3 protein-coding genes and 3 tRNA genes are annotated in these 2,817 nt (G+C 31.8%); 5 read left to right on the top strand and 1 reads right to left on the bottom strand.

The window, feature by feature from the left end; all coding sequences use genetic code 11:
• Positions 1-27 precede the first annotated feature (27 nt).
• The 3 genes from CWS01_RS21870 to CWS01_RS21880 all read left to right on the top strand — a co-directional run bounded on the left by CWS01_RS21870 (position 28) and on the right by CWS01_RS21880 (position 295).
• Positions 28-101 (top strand) — tRNA-Trp (locus tag CWS01_RS21870).
• Between the two features lie 32 nt (positions 102-133).
• A tRNA-Gly gene (locus tag CWS01_RS21875) sits at positions 134-207 on the top strand.
• Between the two features lie 13 nt (positions 208-220).
• Positions 221-295, top strand: a tRNA-Asn gene (locus tag CWS01_RS21880).
• Between the two features lie 257 nt (positions 296-552).
• Here CWS01_RS21880 and CWS01_RS21885 read toward each other — a convergent pair.
• Positions 553-1,071 carry a hypothetical protein gene (locus CWS01_RS21885; protein WP_101179668.1) on the bottom strand — a complete coding sequence of 173 codons (519 nt, stop codon included), beginning with the start codon at positions 1,069-1,071 and terminating at the stop codon, positions 553-555.
• Between the two features lie 147 nt (positions 1,072-1,218).
• On the opposite strand from CWS01_RS21885, the gene CWS01_RS23270 reads away from it, so the two are divergent.
• Positions 1,219-1,350 (top strand): hypothetical protein, encoded by a 132-nt coding sequence (locus CWS01_RS23270; protein WP_268877095.1) that lies wholly within the window; start codon positions 1,219-1,221, stop codon positions 1,348-1,350.
• Positions 1,351-1,379: 29 nt separating this feature from the next.
• Complete coding sequence (locus tag CWS01_RS21890; RefSeq protein ID WP_101179670.1) at positions 1,380-1,682, top strand: HTH domain-containing protein; 303 nt, start codon at positions 1,380-1,382, stop codon at positions 1,680-1,682.
• Positions 1,683-2,817: the final 1,135 nt, after the last annotated feature.

The following is a 2,817-nucleotide window of genomic DNA, read 5'->3' on the forward strand; positions in this document are numbered from 1 at the left end:
TCCGTCCCCCTCCACCATTTATCATTTAGGGGTATAGTTTAAAGGTAGAACAGAGGTCTCCAAAACCTCCAGTGTGGGTTCGATTCCTACTACCCCTGCCAAAAGCGATATTTGTAATTCTCCTATAAATGATGCGGGTGTAGTTTAATGGTAAAACCTCAGCCTTCCAAGCTGATGTCGTGAGTTCGATTCTCATCACCCGCTCCAAAATATTTATTGTTCCGCAGTAGCTCAGTGGTAGAGCATTCGGCTGTTAACCGAACGGTCGTAGGTTCGAGTCCTACCTGCGGAGCCACTTTTTTGTTTATAAATACATACATAACAGGCTGAAGTAGCAATAGATTTAGATGTTTTTAACTTCTAAATCTTACTATTTCAGCCTTTTTTATATTATGAGATCATATGTTTCAGCAGTAAAGCTTTATAGACACTATAAAAAAGATTTGTATAATGCTGATGACAAAACAGCTGCAATTGTTGCAATAATCTATTCCATTCATCTGGGGAAAAAAGTAACTAGATAGCAACAAATGCAACTTCATCCTAAAAAGCCTAATTATTGTATTTTAAATATTCGCTTAAATTGTATTTCTTTTCTTTTTTTTCTCCATCTTTAGTTTCCCAATTGATAATGACAGGGTTTTCCTTTAATTTTTTTTTTAGCTTTTCTACTGGCAGATCTTTTGTATAGATGACTTGAACAACTTCGGCAACAGTCTTGTTTTCTTCATTTAATGTACTGGCATTGCCTCCAATATAGCGCTTTTTATCTAAAGAATTAATTATTTTATTTAGAAGTGGGATAGATATATCCGGATTTTTCATATTTCCAGTCCCTTGAAAATTAATTGTTAGCGAGAATTTTTTAAAATCCTCGACATTTGAACTAGCTAATAAATTACTATTATAGTTGATCAAATCTTCCTTTGTTAAAGATTGAGTAGAGTAATTAATGGTTATTTTAGGTTCAACATTCCCATCTTTAACAGAGGGTTCATTGTTTTTTTTGCATCCAGCAAGAAATAAAACTATTAGGCTGAACATGCAGATTAGGTATAGCTGCTTTTTCATTTGTGAGCTCCTAACTATCGAGTTATGTTCGTTATTAAAGTGGCTGAACAGCGATTATTTTTCTTATTATATAAAAAAAATAATGTAGCTTTTTCTGGTATTATTATACAATAAAATGCAACATTATTTCGATGGGAGGAAGGAAATATGGAAGAGTTTATTACAAATCTTTATGTTGAGTGTACATCTGAACATAATCAAAAGGAATATATAAAAGCAAAAATAGTGGAAGCGATAGAGAAGTTTCAGCTAAAAGAGGAGCAAATCCCAAAATTTTAGGCATTTCCGCTGAAAAGGCAGCAAATATTTTGCAAGATGAGCCATGTGAATTAACGGAGAAAGAAATTGCGTTAATAGATTATCGTTTAATCTTCATTTCTGAGGGATTTTCTTTTATGACAGCAAAAGAAAGAATTCAATTGCTAATCGGTACCTTTTTAATAGAAGAATATCAGTTTTCTTATGAAAGTTTAGCAAAGTATGTGGAAGTCTCTTATGAGGAGTTTATAAATTTTTATAGTGGAGATCAGAAGATTGACACTCAACATATAATAAATATTTGTGTGAATTTGCAGATGCTGGTATATATCTTGCAAAATAATAGAAGGTAGAGGGATGTATTTTACACTTAATAATTTTGAGTAATCGAGTCTTCGGCAGATTCGATTTTTTTGCTGAAAAAAAGAGGCGATATTTGTCATTTTATAAAAGTCTCAGTACAGTCAAGTAGTAACAGCCCAGTGTAATGAAAATTTTATTTAGAAGGGAGAATAGAGAAGTGGAAACATATAAAGGCAAAGAAGTAGAACAAATCGACTATACAGAAGACTCTTGCTGCATTAAATTTGTCTGAAGAGAAATCAGCTGCTTTTTTATCAAAAAGAAAGAGTAATAGAGAAAGATGTTCATCAAGTGAATGAAGATGTGTTTCTTATAATGAATCGGAATATATCAGGAGAGCTGAAACAGCAAGTGATTTATACTATAACAAATAGGTTAAAAGACAGCACACATTCTAACAAAAGTGGAAAAAATTTAAGATAATGATAGGCGTTCTACCAGTATGAATTAAATAAGGTGAGAGTTTTTTTGAGTAGATTTTTCGGAATTTTTCAAAATAGAAATTATGCACGATTATTTTTGCTAATCTTACTTCCCAATTAGGACAGAGCATTGGCATTACTGCTAGCATGTTTTATATGTTAAAAAGATTTTCAGAGCAGTCTTTATATGCAACTGTCACAGAATTAATGTTTTCCCATCCTTGCTGTGTTTTTATTTGTTGGTGTACTTGCAGATAGAGTGGACCGGAGCAAAATAGCGATAAATCGTGATTTAATCAGTTGTGCATTATCTCTATTTCTTTTGCTTGCAATTATCAAGGAGGGGATAGGATTAGTATTTTTCCTTTTATTCTTAAGAAGTGCTGTCTCTAAGTTTTTTTTGCCGCATATGAACAGAGTCCAAGATTAATTTACATGTTAAAATCTGCAGGGGAATGGGATGTGCTAAAACAATTGATTCCAGAGTTAGCGAATAAAAGCTTTTTTGATTTAGGGTGTGGTTTTGGTTGGCATCAATAAAAATTAATACTAATAGTAAAATAGAATAATGTATGAAAAAAGGTTAGATTAGCTGTAATCCAGAAACCTTTTTTATAATTTTTAAGATAAATCTAGGAATATTTGCTTGTTTTTAAAAAAAGTAAAAAAACTTTTGAAAATTTGTTGACAAAATTATAAAGAT

Source organism: Niallia nealsonii (genome assembly GCF_002835805.1).
GTDB classification, from domain to species: Bacteria; Bacillota; Bacilli; order Bacillales; family Cytobacillaceae; genus Niallia; species Niallia nealsonii.